Source organism: bacterium (assembly GCA_016708315.1).
GTDB lineage: Bacteria > Zixibacteria > MSB-5A5 > CAIYYT01 > CAIYYT01 > JADJGC01.
Window position 1 is genome coordinate 325,700 of the sequence record JADJGC010000003.1, and the last position, 20,421, is coordinate 346,120.

A 20,421-nucleotide genomic window follows, 5' to 3' on the forward strand; every position below is an offset into this window, starting at 1 on the left:
AAATGCGTGATGTAGCAATAATCGGCGTAGGACTGCAGAAATGGGGAGAGTTGTGGGAGAAGTCCTTCCGCAATCTCTTTGTCGAAGCGGCACTGAACGCCCTTGGAGAAACGAAGGTCGATAAGATCGACCACATGTATATTGGCTGTATGTCCGGCGGCTTGTTTGTCGGGCAGGAACATATCGGCTCGATCATGGCCGACTATCTTGGCCAGCGCTATTTGGGCGCGACCAGAGTTGAGTCAGCCTGCGCATCAGGTGGAGCCGCGCTCCGTGCGGGATTCATTGATGTAGCATCCGGCATGAGTGATATCGTGCTCGTCGGCGGTGTCGAGAAGATGACCGATGTTTCCGGCGACGGCGCGACCTACGCGTTGGCGACCGCAGCCGATCAGGAATACGAAGTATATAATGGCGCGACCTTTCCGGGTTTGTATGCCTTGATGGCGCGTGCATATATGGAGAAGTTTGGCGCAACCCGCGACCAGCTTTCGGCGGTGCCGGTGAAGAATCACGACAACGGCCTGCTCAATCCGAATGCGCAGTATCAGATGAAGATCAGCGTCAACGAAGTGAACAACTCGGTGATGGTGGCTGATCCGCTGCGAATTCTGGATTGTTCGCCGATTACCGACGGAGCGGCGGCGTTGATTCTCTGCCCGCTGGAGATGGCGAAGAAACTTTCTGACAAGCCGGCGATTCGAATTCTCGGATCGGCGATGGCGACGGATACGATCGCGTTGCACGATCGCCGTGATTTTACGTCACTCGATGCAGTGAAGGTGTCGTCAATGGCTGCGTTAAAGATGGCAGGGAAGAACGTTCATGACATCAATGTCACCGAAGTTCATGATTGCTTCTCGATAGCCGAGATCATCGTGTCCGAGTCACTCGGATTCTTTGCTTGCGGCAAGGGCGCAGAAGCTACTGCCAACGGTGAGACTCGTATCGAAGGTAAGTTCCCGATTAACCCGTCCGGTGGATTGAAGTCAAAAGGTCATCCGGTGGGAGCAACGGGAGTAGCGCAGGCTATCGAAATTGCGTATCAGCTTCGCGGTGAAGCCGGTAAGCGTCAGGTGAAAAATGCAAAAGTCGGCATGACACAAAATATGGGCGGCTCCGGTGGCAGCTCCGTCGTGCATGTGATGGAGGTGGCTTAATGAATCCGGCAAGATATCATCGTGAGATGGCGCAACGCTATCGGATGGAAGCAGGAAAGTGCAAGAAGTGCGGACATGTTTATTTCCCGCCGCGGTTGATTTGCCGCGAGTGTCAGGGTAGAGAATTCGAGACGATAGTATTGTCCGAGCGCGGGAAGCTGTTGAGCTTCACCGTGATTCATACGCCGGCGAGCCAGTTCAAGGACATCTCTCCTTATGCGCTGGGTATCCTTGAGACCAAGGAAGGCGCAAAGTTGACGGCGCAAATCGTCGACATGCCTGCCGACCAGATCAAGACTGGAATGGAATTGCAGATCGAGTTCCGTAGGGTTCAGACCGATGGACACGAAGGCGTTTTGGCGTACGGCTATAAACTTGTGCCGGTGATGTAACGGTCGATGTATCGAATAGAATCGAAGATCGACACAAAATCGCCCGAGTACATACAGAACCAAGAAGACAACAAGCGGTTAATGGAGCAACTCCGTGACCGCTTAGAGACAGTGCGTAAGGGCGGACCGCCGCAGGCTGTCGAGCGCCATAAATCACGCGGCAAACTGACCGCACGCGAACGACTCGCCAAGCTGTTCGACGATAACACACCGTTTGTGGAGTTGTCGCCGCTGGCTGCTTGGGAACTGTACGACAATGATGCACCAGGGGCCGGAATGGTCACCGGTGTTGGCGTCGTGCATGGTCGTGAAGTCGTCGTTGTCGCCAATGATGCGACTGTCAAGGGCGGGACATATTTCCCCATCACAATCAAGAAGCACGTGCGTGCGCAAGAAGTAGCTCGCAAGAATCATCTTCCGTGCATCTACCTAGTGGACTCTGGCGGGATATTCCTGCCGGAGCAATCAGGGACTTTCCCGGATCGAGATCATTTCGGAAAGATCTTTTATAATCAAGCGACACTCTCAGCATTGGGGATTCCTCAGATCGCTTGCGTTATGGGCTCTTGTACGGCTGGCGGTGCTTATGTTCCGGCGATGTCGGATGAAGCAATCATCGTACGCAAGCAGGGGACGATCTTTATTGGTGGGCCGCCGTTGGTGAAGGCTGCAACAGGTGAAGAGGTCACAGATGAGGACCTGGGCGGTGCAGATGTGCATTGCCGTATCTCCGGTACAGCCGACCACTATGCACAAAACGATGACCACGCGATTCAGATTTGCCGCAACATCGTAGAGACTTTGGATCGCTCGAAGAAGTTCGAGCTTGATCGTGCCAAGACGGAAGAGCCGTACTATGATCCGGAAGAACTCTATGGTGTTGTTCCCACCGACTTGAAGCAACCATTTGACGTCAGAGAAGTCATTGCTCGAATTGTCGATGGGAGCCGATTCCAGGAATTCAAGGCGTTGTATGGACTGACATTGGTCTGCGGATTCGCGCGGATCCATGGATATCCGGTGGGCATTCTGGGGAACAATGGTGTGTTGTTTAGCGAATCGTCGCTCAAGGGAGCGCATTTCATTGAACTTTGCGCCAAGCGCAAGATACCTCTGATTTTCCTGCAGAACATCACCGGCTTCATTGTCGGCAAGAAATATGAGCATGGCGGAATTGCCCGTGATGGCGCAAAATTGGTACATGCTGTCGCAAATGCGCAGGTACCGAAGTTTACGGTGATAGTTGGCGGGTCGTACGGAGCCGGCAACTATGCCATGTGCGGAAGGGGATATGACCCCAATTTCTTGTGGATGTGGCCGAATGGAAAAATCTGTGTTATGGGCGGCGAACAAGCTGCCGATGTGCTGTGGACGGTGAAAAAGTCACAGCTCGCCAAGCAGGGCGTGAAACTTACGCCTGAGATGGAAGCCGAGTTCAAACAGCCGACTCTTGCAAAGTACGAACAGGAGTCTTCGGCCTATTACTCAACTGCAAGATTATGGGACGACGGAATTGTCGATCCCAAGAAGACGCGTGATTTGCTGGCGTTGGCGATTTCAATGTCGCTCAATACGCCGATTCCGGAGCCGCAATTCGGCGTGTTTAGGATGTAATGATGAATGGTGGCAAGACAGTCAGAGTCGAAACAGCGGGTGCGATTGGAAGAGTGATCTTCTGTCGTCCGGAAGTTCACAACGCCTTCAATGCGCAGGTTATCGATGAGATGACATTTGCATTCAAGCGGCTGAAGACCGACCAGGATGTTCGCGTCGTGATCTTAACCGGCGAGGGTAAATCTTTTTGCGCCGGAGCCGATTTGAATTGGATGAGCGATGTTCGCAGTGCAGCTTACGAAGATAATCTCGATGAAGCGCGGCGACTGGCTGATTTGTTTTACGATATCTACTCTTTTCCGAAACCGGTAATTGGCCGCATAAATGGTGCGGCAATCGGCGGTGGCACAGGCTTTGTCGCAGTTACCGATATTGCTGTAGCTGCGCAGAGTGCGGTGTTTTCTTTTAGCGAAGTCAAGATTGGCGTTGTACCTGCGTGTATTTCGCCTTACGTAATTAAGAGAGTGGGAGAAGGAAGAGCGCGCGAGTTCTTTCTTACCGGCGAACGGTTAACTGCCGAGCGCGCTTTGACCGCAGGATTGGTCAATCGCTCGGTGCCGGATGATTTGCTTGATGCGACTGTCAACGGTCTCGTAGAGTCGCTTCTATCGTCTGGTCCTGAGGCAATCAAGGTCTGCAAGCAACTGCTTCAGACTGTACCGCAACAATCAGTGGACGATTACAAAGAGTATACTGCTCGAGTCATAGCGGACTTGCGGCAATCACCAGAGGGGCAAGAGGGTATGGACGCCTTCCTGAATAAACGCAAGCCCAACTGGGTGATTGAAGGCGACTAAAGCCAGGAAAACAGGCAGCGAGAACTGCCACAACAAAAATGAGAATAAGCTGTGCGCGGCCCACGAAGAACATGGCCGCTCAATAGATTGTGATAGATGCTCAAAAAAATCTTAATCGCCAACCGCGGAGAGATTGCGGTTCGCATCATGCGTGCCGCCCGCGAAATGGGGATACCGACGGTTTCGGTCTATTCCGAGGCCGATCGCGAAGCCCTGCATGTCCGTCTCGCAACTGAGGCTGTATTACTTGGACCAGCGCCGGCCAACGAGAGTTATCTCGTCATTCCCAAGCTGATTGATGCCGCGAAGAAAACGGGGTGCGATTCTGTCCACCCGGGCTATGGCTTTCTGGCGGAGAACGCCGAATTCGCTCAAGCAGTTCAGGATGCCAAGCTGACGTTTATCGGCCCGCAACCGAGGGCGATTCGAGCTTTGGGAAACAAGCTTGGCGCGCGTTCGATGATGTCCAAGGCTAACGTGCCGACAGTTCCTGGCGGCGAAGTCAAGTCCGGCAGCATCGACGATTTCAAATCGTTGGCGAACAAGATCGGCTACCCAATCATTGTCAAGGCAGCTGCCGGCGGCGGGGGCAAAGGAATGCGCATTGTCAACGACGAGGCGCAATTGCAGGAGGCCGTAGAAGCCGCACAGCGGGAAGCTAAGTCGTCGTTTGGCGATGCAACGGTGTATCTCGAAAAATACCTCAGCCATCCGCGCCACATCGAAGTACAGGTAATTGCGGACAGTTTTGGCCACACGATTCACCTCTTCGAGCGCGAGTGCTCAATTCAAAGACGACATCAGAAAATTATCGAAGAAACTCCATCGCTGGCGTTGACTCCTGAACTTCGCACTAAAATGGGTGACGCGGCAGTTGCAGCGGCTAAGGCGGCTTCGTACATCTCAGCGGGTACTGTCGAATTTCTGTATGATAACGGCAACTTCTATTTCCTTGAGGTGAACACGCGAATTCAGGTAGAGCACCCGATTACTGAGATGGTAACCGGTATTGATCTCGTCAAAGAGCAGATCCGCATCGCCTCGGGAGACCAACTTTCATTTTCCCAGTCGGATGTTAAGATGCGCGGCCATGCAACCGAGTGTCGCATCTATGCAGAAGATCCTGCGACCGGATTCTTGCCTTCTCCGGGAAAGATACTGCATCTCAAGGAGCCGGTAGGGGGAAATGTTCGTGTTGATAGCGGCGTTTATTCCGGGTTCGAAGTGCCGATCTACTACGATCCAATCTTGTCGAAAGTAATAGCGTTGGGACGCACTCGCGACGAATCGATTGATCGAATGATTTTGGCGCTGAAAGACTATCGTATAGTTGGAATCAAGAACAATGTTCGATTCCTCATTGATTGTCTTAGCCATCCGGAATACAGAGCCGGAAATCTCTTCACAGGCTTCATTGATAAGTACCTGCCCGAATGGGCGGAATCGGAATCCGACAAAGAGCTTGATGCAGCGTACGCTGGAGCGGCTTTGGCAATGTCGGGAAAGGCCGCGGCGTCATCTGATACGCTTCAGGAGCTGGAGATTTCTCCCTGGCAAGCATTGGGATCTTGGGAGCTGTAATGGATCTGAAGTTATTCCGCAACGAAACGGCAGTTGACATTCGCGCCGAACGTGAAGGCGAGAAACTGCTGATTGTACGCGACGGCAAGAATCAGCGTTATGAAGTGACGCCATGCGGTGAAAACGAATTCATTCTGCGCAATGCTACAAAGGTGATGCGAGTGACGGCGATAAGGGCTCGCAACAAGGTATTCGTTCTCACCGACAACGAATCGTATGTGTTTGATCTCCCGGCGGCTAAGGACGCCGATTCGTTTGGGTCGGAGCAGAGTGATCACGGTGACAAATCAAAGATCACCGCACCGATGCCCGGCAAGGTTGTCAAAGTTCTGGTGAAGGCAGGCGACAAAGTCGCACCTAAACAGAAGATGATCATTGTCGAAGCGATGAAGATGGAGAATCCGCTGGTTGCACCTTTCGCTGCAGAGGTCAAAGCTATTAACTGCATTGAAGGCGAACTTGTCGATTCCGACAAAATCCTCGTTGAGCTATCGAAGACCGAGTAGGTGTTACTGAAATAGACGTAAAGTCTGAGTCGAGCAAACTCGGACTTTCGAATTCGCTGCCAGTACATGCCTCCTTCCCAATAAACGCAAACAATCTCGATTCACAATTCGCCTAATGTTTCTTGCACGTCTCTCCGATAATCGGAAAAGACAGGACATCAGAGCAAGGACGAGTATGCGCGAGAATAAACCCATTATTAAATGTCAATACACAGATGTCTGCTACTTAGCGGAATCACTTCAATGTTACGGTTACAAACTTGACTGCGTTCTTTACACTAAGACAAACGGTGGAGCAGTAACCGAAGAGGATTTCCATAAAGCTGTCAACGAGCTCATCAATAAGAGCAAGTCGCACAAATTGATTCCACGCTGAGAAAATTATAGGCCACTGCGCGGAAATTATTTCTGTATTCATCTTAATCCAATCCCTTTCCGTCAAAAACTTCATGGTTCTAACTGAACCAATTACAACGACTTAACAGAATAGTCCTCAGGGTTGGCAGGCCTCTTGCAATAGCTGTGGCTGAGTATTGCTATGATTAAAGGTATTTACAACACAGCAGCATCGATGGTCCCTCGCGTTCGCAAACAAGAGGTGATCGCAAACAACATGGCTAACGCCGAGACTGCCGGATACAAGCAGGACTCATTGTTCTTGCGTGTCTTCAAGAGTCAGCCAGAAGTCAAAAGTCTCAAGAATCTGAATGGTCCTTCCTGGGGAGTTCGGATGATTGACAAACTGTATGTCGATCATACTGAAGGTTCTCTAGAAGCGACCGGCCGTGATCTGGATGTTGCCATTCAAGGCGATGGTTTCTTCGTAGTCGAGACACCGACCGGAGAAGCTTACACCCGCAACGGCAGTTTCACTCTTGGTCCCGATGGCACGCTGGTCAATGCTGATGGATTTCCAGTCCTCTCCGAAGGCGGACCAATCACTCTTACAGATGAAAAGGTCACTATCGGAACTGACGGAGTGGTCACACTTGGCAACGCTCTTGTCAGTCGCTTGAGATTGGTCGCGTTTGAAGACGCTGGTGAACTGATTAAGACATCGGGCACACTATTTAAGGCCCCGGCAAATGTACTGCCAATCGCACCTGCCACGATGAACGTGCGGCAGGGATATCTTGAAAAGTCGAATGTAAACATCATGCGCGAAATGGTCGACATGATCGACTCATATCGCATGTTTGAAACCGGGCAGAAGATGATCCAGATACAGGATGACACTTTGTCCAAGGCAGTAAACGAACTGCCGCGAGTTTAAGGGAGTAAGGTAAGATGATTAGATCTCTCAGAACTGCTGCATCCGGAATGTCCGCCCAGCAAATGAATGTTGACAACATTGCGAACAACCTCGCGAACGTGAATACGACCGGCTTCAAGAAGTCCAAGGTCGAGTTTCAAGACATTATGTACCAGTCACTGCGGAAGCCCGGGGTGACCGCATCGACAGGTGCAGTGACACCGACGTCACTCGATATCGGCTACGGCACACGCCCGGTTGCAACTACCCGACAGTTTTCAGTTGGAGAACTTTCGCAGACGGGGAATCCGCTTGACGTCGCAATCGACGGTGATGGATTCTATCAAATCCAGAAACCGGACGGCACAACAGCATACACTCGTGACGGCAGTCTGAAATTGACCGCCGATGGCCGCCTTGCGACATCCGATGGTTTCTACTTAACACCCGATATCACAATTCCTGAAGACGCGATTTCAATTTCGATCGGCTTTGATGGACGAGTCTCGGTCAATCAGGCCGGTTCCAACGATCCGCAAGAAGTTGGGCAGATTGAATTGGCGCGGTTCATCAACCCGGCTGGACTTTCGGCAATCGGTCACAACCTTTACGAAGAGACACCGGCATCTGGCGCTCCAATTACCTGCACGGCTTCGGAAGACGGATTCGGAAAGATCAATCAGGGTTACCTGGAAATGTCCAACGTCGATGTCGTGAGTGAAATGGTGAACATGATTGTCGCGCAACGCGCATACGAAATCAACTCCAAAGCAATCCAAACTGCCGACGACATGAGCAGCTTGGTCAACAACCTGAAGAGATAGCCGTGATTAAGAGATTACTTACTACAGTCGCCTCACTACTAATGTTGCTCGCAGCGAGTCACGTTCAAGCAACAAAGAATACTCCACTGGAGATTGAGAATGCGTTGCGACTTCAGCTCATCGATACCAACTACGAGTATCTGATAACGCTTTCCACGGTGCCTCCGGTGTTTCCGGAAGTCTACGACAGCCTTCGAGTCGAAATGATTGGCGAGTCGCAACCATTCGGCAATTGCTGGTTCAAGGTGTTTGTATATGCAAATCAGACAATCGTCGCTAATGCTACCCTCAACGCGCAGGTCCGTTGGTATCAGGATGCTCTAGTCTCGACACGAAATGTTCCTCGCGGTGAAGCGCTGTCCGCTGACATGTTCACCGCAATGCGGCGAGAGATCAACTCACTTACCGACCCCTTTGTCGCAACAATTGACGACATCGAGGGCATGGAAGCAAGCCGCACGATTCCGCAAGGGAAGACCCTGACATACGGCATGGTCAAGCCTGAGGAAGTGATCAAGCGTGGTGACCACGTCACGATCATGTTCCGTTCCGGCAGCGTCCAAATCACCGCATCGGGTGAAGCTCGTCAGGCAGGAGCACGCGGCGAGTCGATCAAAGTCAAGAATCTGTTAACGAACAAGATCATAATGGCAGAGGTTCAGGATGAACAGCTTGTTACAGTCGTACGCTAAAATTGCAGCATTGATGCTGTTGTTTGCTGGAATATCAGCACCGTCATTACACGCCCAGCGTGTCGGTACGGACGGATCTTTCTTCACAGACATAAAAGCCCACCGGGTCGGAGATCTGCTTACGGTTATCATTTACGAAAGCACGGAAGCTTCGAATGAGTCGGCGATGAAGACGGAAGAATCAAGCGATGGTTCAACCAATAGCACCGGCGGCGTTGGACCGCTCAATTTCATTCCATTGTTCTCAGCAAATAACGCCAGCGAGACAGCTTACGACGGCAAAGGCTCAAACAGCCGGCGTGGAAGCATTCGCGCGCGGATGACTGTCGAAGTTATCGCCGAGCGGAACAACGGTGACCTTGTTATCCAAGGCTCGCGCAACATCGAGATCAATGCAGAACAAGAAACTATGGTGCTGAGCGGGATCGTGCGCCGCGCCGATGTCAACCCTGACAACACGGTCAACTCTTACAACATCGCAAACGCAAAGATTAATTACACCGGCAAGGGACCAGCCGCAGATGGTTCCAAACCTGGCCTCATTACCAGAATTCTCAATTGGGTTTTCTAAGGAGCATGGACGCTATGAAGCTATTGAGACTGTTGGTCGTCGCCGCGATAATCTTCGTGCTGGTCAATATCCTGACCTTGCTTGAAGTACGCGCGGATGTACGAATCAAGGATATAGCCCGAATCAACCAGACCGGCGAGACAGATCTCGTCGGTTACGGTTTGGTGATCGGCCTCAATGGCACCGGTGATGGCAAGGGATCTCTTTTCACAGTGCAATCAATCTCGAATATGCTGCAGCGGATGGGTGTTACCGTCGACGCTGGCTCGATTAAGACTAAAAACGTCGCCGCCGTACTGGTGACGACGAAACTTTCTCCGAATGCAATGATCGGCGACAAGCTCGACGTGACTGTGTCATCGTTGGGAGATGCTTCTACGTTGGAAGGCGGAACACTTGTCTTGACGCCGCTTTCTGATCGTACAGGCGTGCTTTATGGATATGCACAGGGTTCAGTTTCGATCGGCGGTTTCAACGTTCAAGTAGGCGACAACAAGATTGTTAGCAATTACACCTTAGTAGGACGAATTCCCAATGGTCTGCAAGTAGAGCGCGAGCCAATTCGCGAAAACTTGAGAAGACCGGTACTATTGTTGCTGGAGGCAACGTTAGCATAGCACCGGTTGCGCTTGCCCACGGCAATATCACCATTGAAATCAAAGCGACGCCAGTAATCAGCCAGCCGGAACCATTCGGTAAGGGTGAAACGGTGTCGACTCAAGATACGCAGGTTGAAGTCCGAGAGGATGAGGCGCGCGTGGTGTACTTCGAAGAGCGCACAAATATCTCGGAAATTGCTTCCGCATTAAATGCTATTGGAGCCTCGCCGCGAGACATCATTGCCATATTCCAGGCGATCAAGCAGGCAGGCGCATTGCGCGCCGAACTCGTCGTGCTATGATGAAGATCAACAATCTCCCGGCACCGATGGAGATTGCTCCAGCCAAGACGCCGCTCGACAGCAAGTTGCAGCGGCAGTTGAAACTCAAGCAAGCTACACAAGCTTTCGAATCAATATTCATCGCACAATTGCTCAAAAGCATGCGCTCGAGTTCTCTTGAAGACAAGGGAAAGGAAGAAAGCGGATTCGGCAAAGATATCATGTTATCTATGGCCGACGAAAGCGTCGCAAAACAGCTTGCCAAGACAGGGATGATTGGAATTGGAGAAGTACTCTACAACAACCTCTTGAAGCGGCTGGGTGAAGAAACGCAGGTTAGCACCGGGCTCGAAATCACGTCAAAGCGGCACATTGACGGTGTCGCACCGCCCCGTTCAGCGAAGGAAGTTGAGCCGGAGCACTTCGATTCACATCAATCGAAACCGGCAACTAGTCCTCCAATTCAGGAAAAGGTGCCGACCGTGCCTCAGCCCACCAATACTAAGGTTATCGGTCCGGTCGAGAGTCAGCAGGTGACCCACGCTCCGCAAGTCAACAGTCCAGCACACGATCGCCTTAGCAAGTATGTGGACCACATCCGCAGCGCCTCGATTGAGTCAAATATACCGGAAGATCTGCTTCGCGCCGTTATCATGCAGGAATCCTCCGGAAACGAACGAGCGACGTCAAATCGTGGAGCGGCTGGCTTGATGCAGCTAATGCCTGACACGGCTCGCTCAGTCGGTGTAACTAATCTTTACGACGCAGAAGAGAATATCAAGGGTGGTGCCAGATACTTGCGCCAGATGTTCGATCGCTTCGGTGACATCGAGTCGGCACTGGCGGCTTACAACGCCGGACCGGGCAATGTTGAGAAACACAATGGGATCCCGCCGTTTGCAGAAACACAAAACTATGTGAAGCGCATTCTATCTCAACTTTCTGAAGGCAAGCAGGTTAATAAATCCTCGCAGGATACCGACATAAAGAAGTAAGAGGAAAGACTTTGGAAGCCAAAATCATAAGATTGATAAAGTTAATCGGCGAGGAAGTACTCATTTTCGAGACCTTCCTTCAATACTTGAATCGCCAGCAGGAAGCGCTCGTGAACAACAATCTCGAGGCGCTGCAGACAGTTACTCGCGATCAAGAACTTCTCGCTGTTCGCACAACGCAGGTCGAACAAGAGCGCAAGGCACTTGTGGCCGAGCTGTCGGTTGACCTCAAGCGTGACCAGCACGACCTCACCCTCAGCGAACTCACAAAGTTAGTATCTGAACCCGAGTCAAATCAGATTCACTCGCTACAGAATACGCTGCTTGGTTTGCACGATCAAATTTCGACAATCAAAGCTCGCAACGATTTTCTGATTCGCAAGTCGATGGAATACATCAATACGACGATGTCGCAACTGGGCCTTGCAGAGCCGCCGGAAAAACAGACCTACTCGCCTGAGAGTACCCGAACTTCCAAAGCGTCAAAAACGGCGCTTGTCGATCGGAGAGTGTAGCATGCCCGGATTGTTTCTCGGACTCGAAATGGGCAAGCGCGCCCTGATGACTCAGCAACTGGCGTTAACGACTTCTGGTCACAACGTTGCCAATGCGGCAACACCGGGCTTCTCTCGTCAGCGCGTGGTAATCTCACAGTCAAATCCGTTGAACACGACGGAAGGCAACATTGGTACCGGCGTTTCAGTTAGCGGCGTGCGACAAGTCCGCGATTTGTTTCTAAGTACACAATTACGCGCCGACAGCGGCAAGCTTGCACGCTGGGAGACCTCTCATAAGGCGCTTTCCCAGGTGGAGCTGTTTTTTAATGAGCCGGGAGATAAGGGACTAAATCAGCTTATTACCGATTTCTTCAATAGTTGGGAAAACTTAGCGACTAACCCGAATGCTCGAGTGACAGTACTCGAAAAGTCAAAGGTTTTGGTTAACGCGTTCCACGAACAAGCGAACCAGTTGGCGGATCTGCGCGAAAGCGTTGACGCCGATATTAAAGGCCGCACGAGCGAGATCAATCAGCTTGCAGTCCAAATCGCCAGCTTGAATCGTCAAATCTCGACAGCCGAATTGGGCGGCGACAGCGCCAACGATCTGCGGGACAAGAGAGACCTTCTGATTGACAACTTATCCAGCTACGCCAGCGTTCGCACTATTGAGCGATCAAATGGCACCGCGGCTGTGATGATCGGTTCGATGAGTCTGGTCGACGGCGTAGACTTCCTTCAGATAGAAACCAAAACCATTCAGCGCGGAAGTTCTACCGCGACAGTGGCGGTTTGGGAAAACACCAATTTTGAGATCGATTTTGCTGGGGGCGAAATACAGGCACTTGAGCAGATGCGGGATTCGACTATTCCCGATATGCAGAAGGACCTTGACCTCCTTGCGACAACAATCATCGAGCGCGTCAACGCGGTCCACGCAGCTGGAACCGGCGCGCAAGGGTCGACCGGCATCAACTTCTTCGATCCCTATCGTCTTACCGCGGGAACGATGGAAGTTAATATTGATGTGGAAAGTGATCCAAACCTGATTGCAGCCTCGATAACTGGTGAACCAGGCGACACTCGAAATGCGCAGGCAATCTCTGAACTACGATATCAGCGCGTGCTCCAGTCGGGCACGGCAACTATAAACGAATACTATGCATCAATGGTGGGAACACTCGGCATCCGGACACAGGAAGCCGAAACCCTGAAAGACAATTACAATTTGCTGGTGACCCAATTGGACAATGCCCGCCAACAGGTGCAGGGAGTGTCGATTGATGAGGAAGTGACGAACATGATCAAATACCAGCGTGCCTACGAAGCGGCAGCTCGGGTGATCACTTTCGTCGACTCAGCTCTGGAGACCGTGATAAGCGGTATGGGCGTCACCAGATAACGAACCACGGAGGGTGGATTGTTAATACTAACAAGGAAGTTAGGCGAGTCCATCACTATCGGCGACAATATCAAGGTCACCGTGCTCGGCATCTATGGCCGGCAAGTTCGTCTCGGTATCGATGCTCCGCTGAAGGTCGTCGTTCATCGCGAAGAGGTCTATGTAAAGATCCAGAACGAGAACCGCAAAGCGGCTCAGGCAGGCAAGAAAGACCTGATGTCAGTAGTGACAATGCTCAAGAACAAGTTCAAAGGCGACATCAAGCCGGACGGCGAGCAAAAATCCGAGCTTGAGTATCGCGAGTCGAAAAAGAAGAACCATGACGACAACATAAGACCAGAAGGCAAACATTAGGCGGTGGACAATGCGCGACGGGAAGGATTCGCACAGCGACAAGAGCACTTCGAGCGGAAGTGATCCAAAGCTCAAGGATGTGGACAAGAACAATGACCCGCGGACCCCGAATCCAATGGATGAGGGCTTCGTCTATTACGAGGATTAGCTAAGACAATGCGCGTAACTCATGAGATGATATCGAACCAGGTTGTATTCAACCTGCAAAACAGCATTTCGCGCTTCTTCAAGCTCCAAAACATGATGTCGACCAACAAGCGCATCAACAAAGTGTCCGATGATCCAATCGGCACTGTGAAGGACTTGTCGTACCGCGAACGTCTCACGGAGATCACGCAATTCAAAGCCAACATATCTATTGGAAGCACATGGCTGGCATCGTCGGATCGTGCGATTGCCGACATGAATTCAGCCATAAAGGACGCTCAGTCTATCGCGGTCGAAATGTCCAATGATACAAACGACGAGAATGCTCGCGAAGCGGCCGCCAACGAAGTCCAATCGCTGTTCGATCAGATAATCGGTGCAGGAAACTCGCAACTTCAGAACAACTACTTATTCTCAGGCTATCGCACGCGAACACAGCCATTTGAGACCAACTCGAATGGAGTGGTTTATCGCGGTGATACCGGCATCATGGAATACACCGTTGATACACGATCAAAAGTGCAGATCAACACAATTGGATCAAACCTGCTTACAAAGCCGTTCCAAGCCATCGGAGCGAGTGCGGATGTGAAGCTCGGCATAACGGGCGCGACCACGCTTGCAAGCCTGCACCTTAACCAAGGTGTAGACTTGGCTCCAGGTACGTTCACGGTTACAAACCAGAACACAAACACAGCAGTCACAATAGACATTTCGGCTGCAACAGACATACAAAGTGCAATTACTGCAATCAATACTCAACTGACTGCGGGTGGGATCACGAACGTCACCGCATCGATCGGTCTTGAAGGCAATAACCTCAGACTGGTTGCGGTCGATTCTCCGACTGTCACATCAGCCACGCCATTGACTAACCTCAATGCTGGTCTTGGAATTGATACAAGTCCGGGCAAGTTTACGATCCGTAACGGTGCAGGTACGACGAGTGTTGCAATCGACATTTCTGCGGCAGTCACGTTAGGTGATGTCATCACCGCCATCAACACGCAGTTAACCACCGCCGGTGTGGCGAATGTTACTGCAGCCATCAATGGCTCCGGCAATGGCATCAGCATAACCGATACAAACGGAATCCCTCTTGATCTCCGTGTCGAAGAGTTTGGCCCGCTTGAGAATACAGCTGCTAGCCTGGGAATCCTCGGACAAGTTGACCCGGTGCTTGTCGGAACAGCACTAAATCCACGACCGGCGTTTAGCGTTGCTGAAACTGCGCCAGGTGAAACAACGGCCACGGACTTGGGACTTGTTGGATTGTTCAACTACAGTCAAGTTGGACAGGCGCTTCAGCCTCAATTGACACCAACTGACCTCCTGACTCAGTTCAACAATGGCAATGGCTTCGCTGCCGGTACAATTCGAATCGCACACGGCGATTCTGCGTACGAGATCGACTTGGCTGATACATCGATCGTCACTGTGCAGGACTTGATTGATCGTTTCAACAACTCCGGGTTTGCAATCACGGCGTCGATTAATAGCGCTGGAACCGGAATTCAGATCGTCAATGACGATCCAAGCCGGACGCTCATGGTGACAAACGGTGATGATGACAGATCGGCATCCGCTCTGGGTATCTCGGGCGCAGCTGATGTGTTGGGTTCGATGATGCTTCTCACCAAGGCACTCCGAGAAGACGATGGCGAGACGATTCAGCAAATGGTCGGCACGCTAAGCGATTCGCTGACTACCGTTTTGAATGAACGTGCCTCTACCGGTGCCAAAGGCATCCACATGGAAACGACACTGAATCGACTACAGGAGTACGAAGTTTACTATACAAAGCTGCTGTCCGATGTCGAAGATGCGGACCTTACAAAACTAATCACAGATTTGGCTATGCAAGAGAACGCCTATTCAGCGGCGCTCAACTCGGCGGCAAAGATCATTCAACCATCGCTTTTGGATTTTATCAGATAACGAGGGGATAATGGAAGTTCAGACCCGACAATTCGGAACAATTGAAGTAGACGACACAGAGGTTCTTCAGATCCCCAAAGGGCTGCTGGGATTTGAAGGGTTAGAGCATTTTGTCCTGATTGAAAGCGCAGAATGCTTGCCGTTTCGTTGGCTTCAGTGCATTGACGCACCAGACCTGGCTTTTGTAGTAGTCAGCCCCGTGGTGTTCTTCCCCGATTACCGCGTGGCGGTACACGCCAAGGAAGTGGCGGACATCGAAGTAGAGGATCCACATGATGTGGAAATCTATGTCGTAGTCACCATTCCGGAGCGATTGGAAGATATGACCGCTAACTTGCAAGGGCCGATTCTTGTGAATAAGCGCAACAATCGTGTGAAGCAGCTTGTTCTGACGGACAGCCTATACTCAGTTGCTCACTCGGTGGTCAAACAAATGGAACGCAGACAACAGGTCAATACCCAGCGGGCAACGCCGGTTCAGATATCGTAGTAGAAAACTTCCCGATTGGATTGAGGGAGCGACAGTGAGTCGAATTTGTAGAGCAAATAGGAGATGCCATGGTCAACCCCAAGGACGCCGGTCCGCAGGAATCAACCGAGCAGGTTGTTACTGCAGCCGACAAAGCCGCCGCACTCGTTGAAGAAGCCTCAGCAAGAATAGCGAAGAAAGATCTCCGCGGCGCCGCATCGATACTCGATAAGGCGTGCTTATTGCAGCCTCGCTCAATCGATCTGTTAAGCTCCACCGCCATGACCTGGCTTCAAGCCGGCGAACCACTGCGGGCTGAGGAGTACTTCTCTCGAGCTTTGAGGTTTGTTCCGAACAATACAGACATACTACACAATTTGGCACTCGTGCGAACTGCGCTTGGCAGATTCGAAGCTGCAGCAGAGTGTCTCCACAAGTTGATAATGCTGGCACCGCTGGAGCCAGCGGCCTACAACGACCTTGCGATTCTTGAAGAAGAGAGCGGCAATCTCGCCGGCGCACTGAATACCTTTCAACGCGGAGCAAAACTGAAATCCGCAAGCAAGAAGCTGTTCACAAACTTCCTCGATTTCTGTCAACGCCACGCCGGCTTGACCGACTTGCAGGCAGTGCGTTCGCAGTATCTTGACCGCTGGGGCGCAGATGCAGTATTGCTTGAATGGGAAAAACGCAACACAAAGAGTCCAGTGGCAGAAGTGGAAGCTGGAGCACCGAGTGTGCCTGTCGTTCCACAAGTGAAACGCGCCAAGATCGCGGTGTTTGCTTCATACCGCACATTCATTGATCCCGTCATCGCGAACCTCAAAACGCACCACGATCTACGAGTCTTCGAAAAGGGCTCGGAAGCGGAAATGAAGTCCCTACTGGAGTGGTGCGACCTTGCCTGGTTCGAATGGTGCGATCAACTGGTGATCGCGGCCTCAAAGATGCCCAAGAAGTGCAAGATGATCTGCAGACTGCACAGCTACGAAGTGTTTTCAGATATGCCGCGTCAGGTAGATTGGAGCAAGATCGACCATCTTGTACTTGTGAGTGATGCTGTAAAGGAACTTTTGAGCTACAATTTCAACGTGCCCTGTCCGATTACGGTCATTCATAATGGCGTTGATCTCGAGAAATTCACGATTCCACCGAACAAGAAGCCGGGGAAGAAGATTTGCTCGATTGGTTACATCAACTACAAGAAGAACCCGGCGATGCTGTTGTACTGCTTCAAGGCGATTCACGATTACGATCCCGGATATACATTCCATCTTGCCGGCGAACATCAGGATGCACGGATTCAGGTCTACTTCGCACACCTTCTGCCCAGACTCAACATCCCGGTATCATTCGACGGATGGGTCGAAGATGTACCGGCATATATGCGTGACAAAGACTTCGTAATTTCAACCTCGCTGTTTGAGTCTTTCCATTATTCGATAGCCGAAGGAATGGCTTCGGGAGTGTTGCCGCTAATTCATGATTGGCTTGGCGCCGACCAATTGTATCCGAAGCAGTATGTCTTTACTACACCCAATGACTCTGTACGCCTTCTCAAGGAAATCGAAAGCGGTAATCGCCCTCAAATGCAGCAAGAGTGTCGCAATTTCATTGCCGGGCGATATGACAATCGCCGGCAGCTTAAGAAAATCGAATCATTGATCACATCAATACTATCCGGCGAGAATCGAGAGGCAAGCAATGGCTAAGAAGAGTTCGGGCAAACAGCGCAGACCCAAAGAGGTTGTGGCTCAGAAGGCAATGAGTCTTGACGCTTCATTGGATCAATCGCGAGCGTACTTCGCTAATGGCGACTACGCGGCTGCCCTCGGTGTCGCCAGATCAAGGTACGAGTTAAACGATCGAACTACGGAAGCCACGAATCCAGAGCTTGTCCAAATCGGCGCCTGGAGCGCATATCGCGTTGGCAACTTCGCGGAAGCAGATAAGTTTCTTGTCGATCTCGGGAACACTCGCGGACTTGGCGAAGACGATGCACTGCTTAAAGGTCTATTGCATTACGAGTTTCGTGAATTCGGAGAGTGTATTCGGACTGCCGAACCACTGCTAATGCCGCTTTCCGAAACGGCGCGCAATGAAAACAACGGAATGACAACAAAAGCCCAGTTGGACCTGATTTCCTGTTTGGCAATGTCATACTACAATCTCGGCGAATTAGAGTCTGCAGTGAATGTCCTTGAAGAAGCGATCAGCGCACGCGATGACCATGACGAATTCTATGTCAATCTTGCCACTGTTAAAGGGCGTTTGGGCGATGAAGAAGGACGGCGCAAGGTCATCAGTGATGGGTTAGTCCGGTGCGGCAATAAACGCGAACTGGATATTCTCGCGCGCGATCTTGTCGGCAACGAGACAATCTCGCTTTGCATGATCGTGAAGAACGAGGAGGCACTGTTGGGACAATGTCTGACAAGCGCCCGCGGGCTCGTGAATGAGATTATTGTCGTCGATACCGGCAGTACTGATGGAACCGTCGCTATTGCAGAGCAATTTGGCGCCCGAGTCTATCATCATCCGTGGCAGAATGATTTTTCGCTTCACCGCAACCAATCGCTTGAATACGCCACCGGAGACTGGATTCTGATTCTCGACGCCGATGAAGAACTGCGTCAAGAGGACATTGCAAAGCTCAAACAGGCAACTCGGGTACCCGATATGAACGTCTTGTCCCTGTCTGTCCACAACAAGCACGTTGCCAGCGGCGAAATCACATCGTTTCTACCTTCGGTGCGCATGTGGAGACGAAAACTGAACGTACGTTACGAAGGTATCGTGCATAACGAACTGCGGTTGCCGGTCGATGAGCCGATTCTTCGCGTTGATGCCGGGATCATACACTACGGCTACGGACTCGACTGGGAATTGATGAAGAAGAAGATCGCTCGCAGCAAGGCGCTGCTCCACAAACAGCTCGAAGAGAATCCGAACAACTACTTTGCAAACTTCAATCTTGCTCAAATTCTGCGCGGCGAACATAAGATGCCACCGCCCGAAGTTTGTCGTGAAATAATCGAACATGCTGGACGCGCTGTTCGCAATTCGAGCTCGGAAGCACCGGGACAGCGGCACATACATCTCATGGCGCTTGACCAAATCGTTTCGGCATATTTTCACTTGGGCGAGTACAAGCGAGCCGAAGAGACTGCCAAGCAAGCGCTCGAAATTGATCCCAATTATCTTGATCCGATGTTCCAACTGGGGCATGTGTATGCTGCTTCTCGCGACTTTGCTCGAGCCATCAAGGCATACGAGAAGTACATCGCAGCAGCAGATGATTATAACCCGGGAAACGAAATCACGAGTTTCATCCTAATCCACTCGCATGATCAAGCTGCAGCCTACTTCAGCCTTGGCTTGATCCATGAAGAGATGAAGATGGATGAGAAGGCGGAGTTGTACTTCAAGCGTGTTCTGGAGTACAAGAGTAATCACCTCGACGTTTACGCACACCTCGCAGTCCTGCGATTCCGTCAAGGTGACTATGATGGTGCGGAGTCTTATGCCGAAAGGCAGTTGAGTTCGGATCGCAGCGATATCACGGCTCATGTTCTACTGGCTAAAATCAAGCAACGTGCGGGACAAGCAGTGTCGAGTCGAAAGCACTGCCTGGAAATCCTCGCCATAGACGCCAATCACATTCAGGCTCTTGAGACACTCATCTCATTGGAACGCGAAGCGGGAAATGCGAGGGAGGCTTTGGTCAGGATTGACCAACTGCTCGCAGTGGATCCTACTAACTTCGCGACATTGAATCAGAAGGCCGAGGTGCTGATTGGACAGGGTCAATTTGACCGCGCAACGGAGATTTATTCGCACCTGTTGGCAGCCTTTCCAAATGATGCGGAACTCTGGAATAATGCCGGAAACTGCTATTTCCGCATGTCAGATTACCAGGAAGCGATACGGCACTATTCAAACGCATTGGCAATCGATGCGCAACTTGTGCCGGCGCTGCGGAATATTGGACTGTCGTACTTCAAGCTCGGTGACAACGCCAACGCGGCAGTAAAACTGTCAAACTATATTGACTATGCGGCGGAGGATTTCGATGTGACCTACCTGGTTGCAAGGCTGTGGTTCGACTTATCGAACTATTCTGATGCACTCCGGTACGTTGAAAAGTGCCTGTTGGTACACCCGCGCTCCCCAGAGCTAGTAGGATTTCTTGCCGACTGCTACTTGAAGCTCGGGCACATTGACAGCGCTAAGGTCGGCTACGAACGTGCACTGATGATGAACCCAGACTTTGCTCCAGCACAGCATATGCTTGATGAAATAGAGAAGCTCGGTGGAAAGGTTACAAAGGTCGGCGTCAAAGTACAATGA

19 protein-coding genes and 1 pseudogene are annotated in these 20,421 nt (G+C 51.4%); all 20 read left to right on the plus strand.

Annotation, left to right across the window (positions count from 1 at the left end; translation table 11 throughout):
- Positions 1–2: 2 nt before the first annotated feature.
- The 20 genes and pseudogenes from IPH59_04450 (at position 3) to IPH59_04545 (ending at position 20,421) form a co-directional block, all read left to right on the plus strand.
- Positions 3–1,160, plus strand: a complete 1,158-nt coding sequence (locus IPH59_04450; protein ID MBK7090963.1) for a thiolase domain-containing protein — start codon at positions 3–5, stop codon at positions 1,158–1,160.
- Complete coding sequence (locus IPH59_04455) at positions 1,160–1,552, plus strand: Zn-ribbon domain-containing OB-fold protein (GenBank protein MBK7090964.1); 393 nt, start codon at positions 1,160–1,162, stop codon at positions 1,550–1,552. The genes IPH59_04450 and IPH59_04455 overlap by 1 nt, the downstream gene beginning before the upstream one ends.
- Before the next feature lie 6 nt (positions 1,553–1,558).
- Positions 1,559–3,166, plus strand: a complete 1,608-nt coding sequence (locus IPH59_04460; GenBank protein ID MBK7090965.1) for a methylcrotonoyl-CoA carboxylase — start codon at positions 1,559–1,561, stop codon at positions 3,164–3,166.
- Positions 3,167–3,168: 2 nt separating this feature from the next.
- Positions 3,169–3,963 carry an enoyl-CoA hydratase/isomerase family protein gene (locus tag IPH59_04465; protein ID MBK7090966.1) on the plus strand — a complete coding sequence of 265 codons (795 nt, stop codon included), beginning with the start codon at positions 3,169–3,171 and terminating at the stop codon, positions 3,961–3,963.
- Between the two features lie 96 nt (positions 3,964–4,059).
- Positions 4,060–5,544 (plus strand): acetyl-CoA carboxylase biotin carboxylase subunit, encoded by a 1,485-nt coding sequence (accC, locus tag IPH59_04470; GenBank protein ID MBK7090967.1) that lies wholly within the window; start codon positions 4,060–4,062, stop codon positions 5,542–5,544.
- On the plus strand, positions 5,544–6,050 hold the full coding sequence (locus tag IPH59_04475; GenBank protein MBK7090968.1) for a hypothetical protein: 507 nt from the start codon (positions 5,544–5,546) through the stop codon (positions 6,048–6,050). The genes accC and IPH59_04475 overlap by 1 nt, the downstream gene beginning before the upstream one ends.
- 538 nt (positions 6,051–6,588) lie before the next feature.
- Complete coding sequence (flgF, locus tag IPH59_04480) at positions 6,589–7,323, plus strand: flagellar basal-body rod protein FlgF (GenBank protein ID MBK7090969.1); 735 nt, start codon at positions 6,589–6,591, stop codon at positions 7,321–7,323.
- Positions 7,324–7,337: 14 nt separating this feature from the next.
- Complete coding sequence (flgG, locus tag IPH59_04485) at positions 7,338–8,126, plus strand: flagellar basal-body rod protein FlgG (GenBank protein ID MBK7090970.1); 789 nt, start codon at positions 7,338–7,340, stop codon at positions 8,124–8,126.
- A gap of 2 nt (positions 8,127–8,128) precedes the next feature.
- Positions 8,129–8,818 carry a flagellar basal body P-ring formation protein FlgA gene (gene flgA / locus IPH59_04490; protein MBK7090971.1) on the plus strand — a complete coding sequence of 230 codons (690 nt, stop codon included), beginning with the start codon at positions 8,129–8,131 and terminating at the stop codon, positions 8,816–8,818.
- Positions 8,790–9,389, plus strand: a complete 600-nt coding sequence (locus IPH59_04495; protein MBK7090972.1) for a flagellar basal body L-ring protein FlgH — start codon at positions 8,790–8,792, stop codon at positions 9,387–9,389. The genes flgA and IPH59_04495 overlap by 29 nt, the downstream gene beginning before the upstream one ends.
- Positions 9,390–9,403: 14 nt before the next feature.
- Positions 9,404–10,290 (plus strand): annotated as a pseudogene (locus IPH59_04500) (flagellar basal body P-ring protein FlgI).
- Positions 10,287–11,264 carry a transglycosylase SLT domain-containing protein gene (locus IPH59_04505; protein ID MBK7090973.1) on the plus strand — a complete coding sequence of 326 codons (978 nt, stop codon included), beginning with the start codon at positions 10,287–10,289 and terminating at the stop codon, positions 11,262–11,264. The pseudogene IPH59_04500 and the gene IPH59_04505 overlap by 4 nt, the downstream one beginning before the upstream one ends.
- A gap of 11 nt (positions 11,265–11,275) precedes the next feature.
- On the plus strand, positions 11,276–11,779 hold the full coding sequence (gene flgN, locus IPH59_04510; protein MBK7090974.1) for a flagellar export chaperone FlgN: 504 nt from the start codon (positions 11,276–11,278) through the stop codon (positions 11,777–11,779).
- A 1-nt stretch (position 11,780) separates the two neighbouring features.
- Entirely contained in the window at positions 11,781–13,163 is a 1,383-nt protein-coding gene (gene flgK, locus IPH59_04515) for a flagellar hook-associated protein FlgK (GenBank protein ID MBK7090975.1), read from the plus strand.
- An 18-nt stretch (positions 13,164–13,181) separates the two neighbouring features.
- Positions 13,182–13,517, plus strand: a complete 336-nt coding sequence (gene csrA, locus IPH59_04520; GenBank protein ID MBK7090976.1) for a carbon storage regulator CsrA — start codon at positions 13,182–13,184, stop codon at positions 13,515–13,517.
- A 10-nt stretch (positions 13,518–13,527) separates the two neighbouring features.
- Positions 13,528–13,665 carry a hypothetical protein gene (locus IPH59_04525; GenBank protein ID MBK7090977.1) on the plus strand — a complete coding sequence of 46 codons (138 nt, stop codon included), beginning with the start codon at positions 13,528–13,530 and terminating at the stop codon, positions 13,663–13,665.
- 8 nt (positions 13,666–13,673) lie between these two features.
- Positions 13,674–15,602 carry a flagellar hook-associated protein FlgL gene (flgL, locus tag IPH59_04530; GenBank protein ID MBK7090978.1) on the plus strand — a complete coding sequence of 643 codons (1,929 nt, stop codon included), beginning with the start codon at positions 13,674–13,676 and terminating at the stop codon, positions 15,600–15,602.
- A gap of 10 nt (positions 15,603–15,612) precedes the next feature.
- Positions 15,613–16,092 carry a flagellar assembly protein FliW gene (gene fliW, locus IPH59_04535; protein ID MBK7090979.1) on the plus strand — a complete coding sequence of 160 codons (480 nt, stop codon included), beginning with the start codon at positions 15,613–15,615 and terminating at the stop codon, positions 16,090–16,092.
- Positions 16,093–16,160: 68 nt separating this feature from the next.
- Positions 16,161–17,783 carry a glycosyltransferase gene (locus IPH59_04540; protein MBK7090980.1) on the plus strand — a complete coding sequence of 541 codons (1,623 nt, stop codon included), beginning with the start codon at positions 16,161–16,163 and terminating at the stop codon, positions 17,781–17,783.
- Positions 17,776–20,421 (plus strand): tetratricopeptide repeat protein, encoded by a 2,646-nt coding sequence (locus tag IPH59_04545; GenBank protein MBK7090981.1) that lies wholly within the window; start codon positions 17,776–17,778, stop codon positions 20,419–20,421. The genes IPH59_04540 and IPH59_04545 overlap by 8 nt, the downstream gene beginning before the upstream one ends.